The organism is Gilliamella sp. W8126, assembly GCF_016102185.1.
In the GTDB taxonomy this organism is placed as follows: Bacteria; Pseudomonadota; Gammaproteobacteria; order Enterobacterales; family Orbaceae; genus Gilliamella; species Gilliamella apis_A.
Window position 1 is genome coordinate 163,906 of the sequence record NZ_JACFPE010000005.1, and the last position, 6,719, is coordinate 170,624.

Sequence of the window (6,719 nt, forward strand, 5' to 3'; positions counted from 1 at the left end):
AAAATGACTAAGAAACCATTTTTATGGGGTGGCGCATTAGCTGCTCACCAATTTGAAGGCGGTTGGAATGAAGGAGGAAAAGGACCAAGCGTGGTTGATGTCATGACCGCTGGTGCTCATGGCGTTGCAAGACAAATCACTCAAGATATCGAAGCTGGTAAATTTTATCCAAATCATACCGCAATTGATTTTTATCATCATTATAAAGAGGATATTAAGTTATTTGCTGAATTAGGTTTGAAATGTTTACGTACTTCAATTGCTTGGACACGAATCTTTCCTAATGGTGATGAGTTAGAACCAAATGAAGCTGGCCTACAGTTTTATGATGATGTGTTTGATGAACTTATTGCTAATGGAATTGAACCGGTTATCACCCTTTCACACTTTGAAATTCCATTACATATTGCTCGTCATTATGGTGGATTTAGAAATCGCAAAACCGTTGAGTTTTTCGAACGTTTCGCAATTAGTTGTTTTGAGCGCTATAAAAATAAAGTCAAATATTGGATGACGTTCAACGAGATTAATAATCAAATGGATACCAGTAATCCAATCTTCTTTTGGACTAATTCAGGTGTGCAAGTTGAACCTGGTGAAAATCCACAAGAAGTACTTTATCAAGTGGCTCACTATGAATTGTTAGCCAGTGCTAAAGCAGTGATTGCTGGTAAGAAAATTAATCCTAATTTTGAAATTGGTTGTATGATTTCGCATGTGCCAATCTATCCATATTCTTGTAATCCTGAAGATATGATGGCATCAGAAATTGCTATGCATCAACGCTTCTTCTTCCCTGATGTACATGTACGTGGTTATTACCCTGCTTATGCATTAAAAGAGTTTGAACGAGAAGGTTACAAACTTGATATCACTGAAGATGATTTAGCCTGTTTAAAACAAGGAACAGTTGACTACATTGGCTTTAGTTATTATATGTCAACAGTGGTAAAAGCTGATGCTAAAAATGAACATCGTGACAATATTGTTAATGGTGCGCTACCAAACGCGGTAGAAAATCCATATATTAAAAGCAGTGACTGGGGATGGCCAATCGATCCGGAAGGATTGCGTTATACACTTAACCGTTTATATGATCGTTATCAATTACCACTATTCATTGTTGAAAATGGTTTTGGTGCGATCGATGAACTAGAACATGATAACCAAATTCATGATAAACCACGTATTGAATACCTTGGCGCTCATATCAAAGCGATGCAAAAAGCGATGGATTACGATGGTGTTGATGTGATTGGTTATACAGCATGGGGAATTATCGACGTAGTATCTTTCACTACTGGTGAAATGAAAAAACGTTATGGCGTAATTTATGTTGATCGTGACAATGAAGGTAACGGCAGTATGAAACGCTATAAAAAAGAATCATTTGAATGGTATAAAAATGTGATTAAGACTAATGGTCAAAATTTAAAATAATCATTTAGCTATATATTCAAAATAACAATCAAGGATCTGATTTATCAAAATTAAATCAGATCCTTTATCATTAAAAAATCTCACCATGATCTAACAGTAAAAAATAACTATTTGATCGTCAGTTAGCAATCAAAATTGAAAAATTAGCTGTTTTTCAACTTGAGGATCAATTAAAGTGACATGAAAACCAATTAATCTTACACCTCGATTATTTCGTCTTTCTGACCACACTTTATAAGCCTGTTCAATCAGATCATCCTTATCCAATTTTGACCATACATGTTCTTGGGTTGTCAGTTGAAAATCATCAAATTTAAATTTGACACCTTGCCTTGCAATCGATAAATCAGCACGAACTTTGCTTAATCTTTTTTCGAGTTCATCAAATAACGGTTCAAATTGAGCTAAACACTCATCCCAACTATGAATATCATCAACTAAAGTACGCTCTACACCTACGGATTTACGTTGTCTGTCATTACAAACTTCACGTTCATCTATACCTTGACAACGTTCATATAAAATTCGACCAAACTTACCAAACTGATTAAGCAATTTTGTTAGGTCATAATTGACCACATCCTTACAAGTATATAATCCCAATTCAGTTAGCTTTTTCTCAGTTACTTTACCCACACCAGGAATTTTTTTTAGCGGTAACTGCTCAATAAAACTCCCTACTTGTTCAGGTGTAATTACATACTGTCCGTTAGGCTTATTAATGTCAGAAGCTATTTTGGCTAAGAACTTAAGTGGAGCAACACCTGCCGAAGCGGTGAGTTCGAGTTCTTTATATATCGCTTGGCGGATATCTTGAGCAATTAAAGTAGCTGAGCCGTGAAAAAGTTTACAATCAGTCACATCGAGATAAGCTTCATCAAGGGAGAGTGTTTCAATAGCTTGCGTATATCGTTTAAAGATTTGCTGAATTTGATTAGAAACTTCTTTATAAACAGCATGCCGACCGGGGATAACTTTAAGATTAGGACAGAGCTTAATTGCCTGTGCCATGGACATCGCACTATGGACACCAAATTGACGAGCTAAGTAATTTGCAGTTGATACCACACCTCGCTTACGCGGATCCCCCCCTACCGCAATAGGAATATTGCGATAACGGGGATTGTCTCTCATTTCGACAGCGGCATAAAAACAATCCATATCGACATGAATAATTTTTCGCATAATAGGTGTAATAGCATTAAAAAAATAACTGTATAAATATACAATATCACACCTTAACTTTATCTGCAAATTACTCACTATTATTTAGTTAACTTATCAAAATCAGATAAGCCTTTTTTATCATGAGGATCGCCAATCCAACGAATCGATTGTTCAAATTTCGGATTTACTATACTTTTTTCTGGAGCATAGGTTTTATAACTAAGCCCTGCTAAATCAGACCAAGTATGAATCAAGTCTTGAGTACTGAATTTTCTATTCACATAGGACTGATAGTGATTGGGATGACTAGCTAGCCATTTTGGTGACTGCCATAGCATGAATGGTACAGTATACATCACCTTAGTAGGCGCTTTTTCATTACGACCTAGAATATCATGCGGAGGGGTTTGATAAACATCTTCACCATGATCAGAAAAATACAACATAAAACCATTTTCCTGACTATCTTTAAATAAATTAAATAGTTTGGTTGTTACAAAGTCATTATAGGTTATTGCATTATCATAACTGTTATAAACCTTTAACTTATCATCATCAAGTTTAAATGCTAAATCTGATCTATTATTAAAACGCTGATAATCAGTACTTTGAGGATAGCGCAATTCATATTTCATATGCGTACCAAGCAGGTGAATGACGATAAATTTCTTTTCAGCAGGATCATGTAATACTTTTTTAAATGGTTCAAATACCGATGAGTCATATTGTCGTGAACTTTGATTACGATCGTTATTCATATAAAACTGTTCATCAGCTTGTTTAGAAAACATAGTTAACATCGTATTACGTTTTGTCATAGTCTGTTGATTAGTGATCCAAAAGGTTTTATAACCAGCTTGCTTCATAAGGTGAATAAGAGATGGTTTGCTAAGATATAAATCTGGATTTTGTTCATCAGCCAAAGTTAGGGCTTGCTGTAATATTTCAATAGTATAAGGTCTTGATGAAACCACATCATTAAACACAACAAAATCAGGATTATCTTGCTTAAATTGTTCAATCAACGGTGTAGTATTGCGTTCATAACCATAAATCCCCATACGATTACGTGTAGTCGATTCACCAATCACCAATACTAATGTTCTTGGTGTATCACCATTAGCATCCGTTAAGTTTTCAAACTTAGGCAATGTTTGCAAATGATTTAAAATATTCTCCATATTCGACAATTGTGAACGATATGCTAAATAACTGTTGATCAATTGCCACGGCACTGTAGTTTCCATACGTTCTTGTAAATGTTGAGTGGCTTGTGCAAATGACATTTTTTTTATTACAACACCAATACAAAGCGGCATTAATGCATAAACAACAATGAATATAGACACTAACCATTTAGTCATATTTTTAACATAAATAGGTTTGACTTTAAGCCATAGAAAAAAACCAAGCAAAATATAGATCAGCAATACTATAACTAACTTAATGCTTAAATATTGAGAGATAAACTCATGTGATTCATTATAATTGGACTCGGCCATTACAAAAAAAACACTCTGTGAAAACTCTTGTCGATATATGGTGAAATAACCAATAGAAATTAATGATAATCCCCCAATTATAATGCCATAAACAGTAGCAATTTTTTTTGTATAACGAGGGAAAAATAATACCGGTACCAACCAAATCATGCTGTAAATAATTGAATCGCGTAAACCAATAAAATTAGCATGTCCAGACAAAACAATATAGAGTTGCAAACTACAAGAAAAGTAACAAAAAAATAAAATTACATAGATCAATGAACGCCAATTAAAACTTCCAGAATTATCTAACTTTTGCATAGCTGCCATTATTCACAATTAATAATGGTCACTAAACTAACAAATGCAGATTAACAAAACCTTAAGAGCAAATAAAAGCCCCCGAAAAAGTGGCTAAATAATATATAAACAATTTGGATAGATTAGATTTACGTTAATAATCAATATCACCATTTTTAGATCGAGAATTAAGCTTATTTTTTAAACTACGGATAAATGCATAATTTACTTCAAGCGAATAACAGCCTTGTTGCTAATTTGAAAGATAATTAATTTGTTTTTGATTTAATTTTAGATAGATACTGTTAGTATTTTTCTCTATAGTGCGATTTTTTAATCGCTAGCGCCGACGCCCGCCGATCGCGCATTTTCAATGGCTCACGGCGGGCTATTGCCTTTTCGTTTGCAAAGATCTCTTCATGACAATGTCGCTGAAACCACAAACTATAACTTTCACGATTATAAGCATACGGATAACTTACCCCAAATTCAGTTATATTAACGTTAGATAGCCGTTTTGCTAGTGGCTAGTGTATTCAGTGGAAATGCACAGGTCGTTATCGATTTGTTTTTAAGTGTTTTTAATTTTATTACCCGTACTTTAAATGAATAACCTAGCAATTCAGTTAATATATACACGCCTTGATTATATGCACGTAAAAACACCCCTTCTTTAAATCATAAAACACCTTCAAATTGTGATTGTTCTTCTAATTTTTGAATAAAATTCATTACTACCCTTTTTATTTGTAACAATTATACTAAAACTTTCTAATAGTAATATTAAGTTAAATATGTATTTATTCTTTGTAGACCGCTCGTAAAGACTGATTTTTTCCCAAACTTGTATTTGTCCTATCCATGCGTCAGCAGCAAACCGATCAGATAAGCCTGTAGCTATATCTGATGATACTGCATATTGATCTCTTGTATAAAACCAAAGTAATCCACTGTCCGGCTAGTCAGAATCGGGATAGCTATATTTAATTGACATCCCCGATTCACTAAATAATCCTCCACCAATATGACGCCAATAACGACCTCCATCCGAAAAAGATGGTTTTATGAGGAATAATTTATAAATAAAAGTTTCAAATGATAAGTACTTTTAACTAAAATCCATATTTTCGAAAATGCATTAACTATTAGACACTTAACCAACTGTTTAATAACGTATTACATTCCATCCCTCAAAATCATCTACGAGAATTATCACCAAAATTCATCCACATTGTATTTTATTAATATTATTCTCTTATTGAATACATACGCCTCTTAGTTGTTGAGCGTAGGCCCAAACACCTATTTGCCCAATCCATGCGTCAGCAGCAAACCGATCAGACAAACCTTTAGCTATATCTGATGATACATCATATTGATCTCTTGTATAAAACCAAAGTAATCCACTTCTTGGCCAGTCAGAATCCGGGTAACTATACTTAGTTGACATTCCCCATTCACTTAACAATCCCTCACCTATCGTCCGAGTAAATGCATCCCATGCCAGTGGGTATTTCGTCCATGAAGCTGGTGCATTCGGGGAATTTGACATTTCTGCCCGTGAAGGTATATTTTGTTCCCCTCCACACAAATGTACTATTTGTTCATATGTATAATGATTATCTCCTTGACCATGTGGTACAGCCCAAACTCCTGATAAATTAAAGGAATAGACTTGTTCGGGTATTTGTTCACTATGCTTGAACTTCGCGGTTATAGTCACCAGTCCTATTGGTTTTTTTTTCAACATAACATTACCCGCTTTATCAACAACCACACTATCTTTAGGATTTGCGGAAACGTTATAATCAAAATCCTCTTGATGACCAGTCATAACTAATTGAAATTTCGCTCCTGGAAAACCAGTGGTAGGGAAATGAGGAGAAGCTGACACTTTAAAACCATTAATTGGATCAAAAACATTCTCATTATAACCACCACCGCAATAACTATTTCTTACTCTCGAATTATCAAAATTCCAACCTCTTGTCACTCTAAGATCTACAAAATTTTCATCCATAGATAATTCAAATTCATTATCAGCATACCCCATCAAAATACATTCTATCCTACCTTGGTATTCAATTGGACGGGCACTTCCCCATGTCATAGTAGGAAAAGTTATCATCTGATTTGGTTTTGCATAACAAATGTCAGGTTTAGCCATAATTTTGTATTTTTGAGTGATATCAACATACTCGCTTTCATTAGGAATACCATATTCGGAATAGGTTTTTACTTTAGTTGTAATAGTTAAAGTTAACGGCATGGAAATACCACTACCACAACCAATTATTTTTTCATTATTTTCGATTTTTATTCCTTTAT

At 34.2% G+C, this 6,719-nt stretch carries 4 protein-coding genes; 1 reads left to right on the plus strand and 3 read right to left on the minus strand.

The annotated features are described in order from the left end of the window. Positions 1 to 3 precede the first annotated feature (3 nt). Positions 4 to 1,440: a 6-phospho-beta-glucosidase gene (locus H3S74_RS10065; protein WP_110447589.1), complete on the plus strand. Its 1,437-nt coding sequence runs from the start codon at positions 4 to 6 to the stop codon at positions 1,438 to 1,440. 129 nt (positions 1,441 to 1,569) lie between these two features. Here H3S74_RS10065 and dinB read toward each other — a convergent pair whose 3' ends face one another. The 3 genes from dinB to H3S74_RS10080 form a co-directional block, all read right to left on the minus strand. Further along, positions 1,570 to 2,625, minus strand: coding sequence for a DNA polymerase IV (dinB, locus tag H3S74_RS10070; protein WP_198247803.1), 1,056 nt, complete (start codon positions 2,623 to 2,625; stop codon positions 1,570 to 1,572). Positions 2,626 to 2,705: 80 nt separating this feature from the next. After that, positions 2,706 to 4,412 (minus strand): phosphoethanolamine transferase CptA, encoded by a 1,707-nt coding sequence (gene cptA, locus H3S74_RS10075; protein WP_198247804.1) that lies wholly within the window; start codon positions 4,410 to 4,412, stop codon positions 2,706 to 2,708. A gap of 1,234 nt (positions 4,413 to 5,646) precedes the next feature. Next, positions 5,647 to 6,719: hypothetical protein (locus H3S74_RS10080; protein WP_198247805.1), on the minus strand; the 1,073-nt coding region annotated here is incomplete at its 5' end.

Bases quoted from the DNA above. Each gene is read 5' to 3' on its own strand.
- cptA (WP_198247804.1), bottom strand. From the start codon at position 4,412: ATGCAAAAGTTAGATAATTCTGGAAGTTTTAATTGGCGTTCATTGATC.
- H3S74_RS10065 (WP_110447589.1), top strand. From the start codon at position 4: ATGACTAAGAAACCATTTTTATGGGGTGGCGCATTAGCTGCTCACCAA.
- dinB (WP_198247803.1), bottom strand. From the start codon at position 2,625: ATGCGAAAAATTATTCATGTCGATATGGATTGTTTTTATGCCGCTGTC.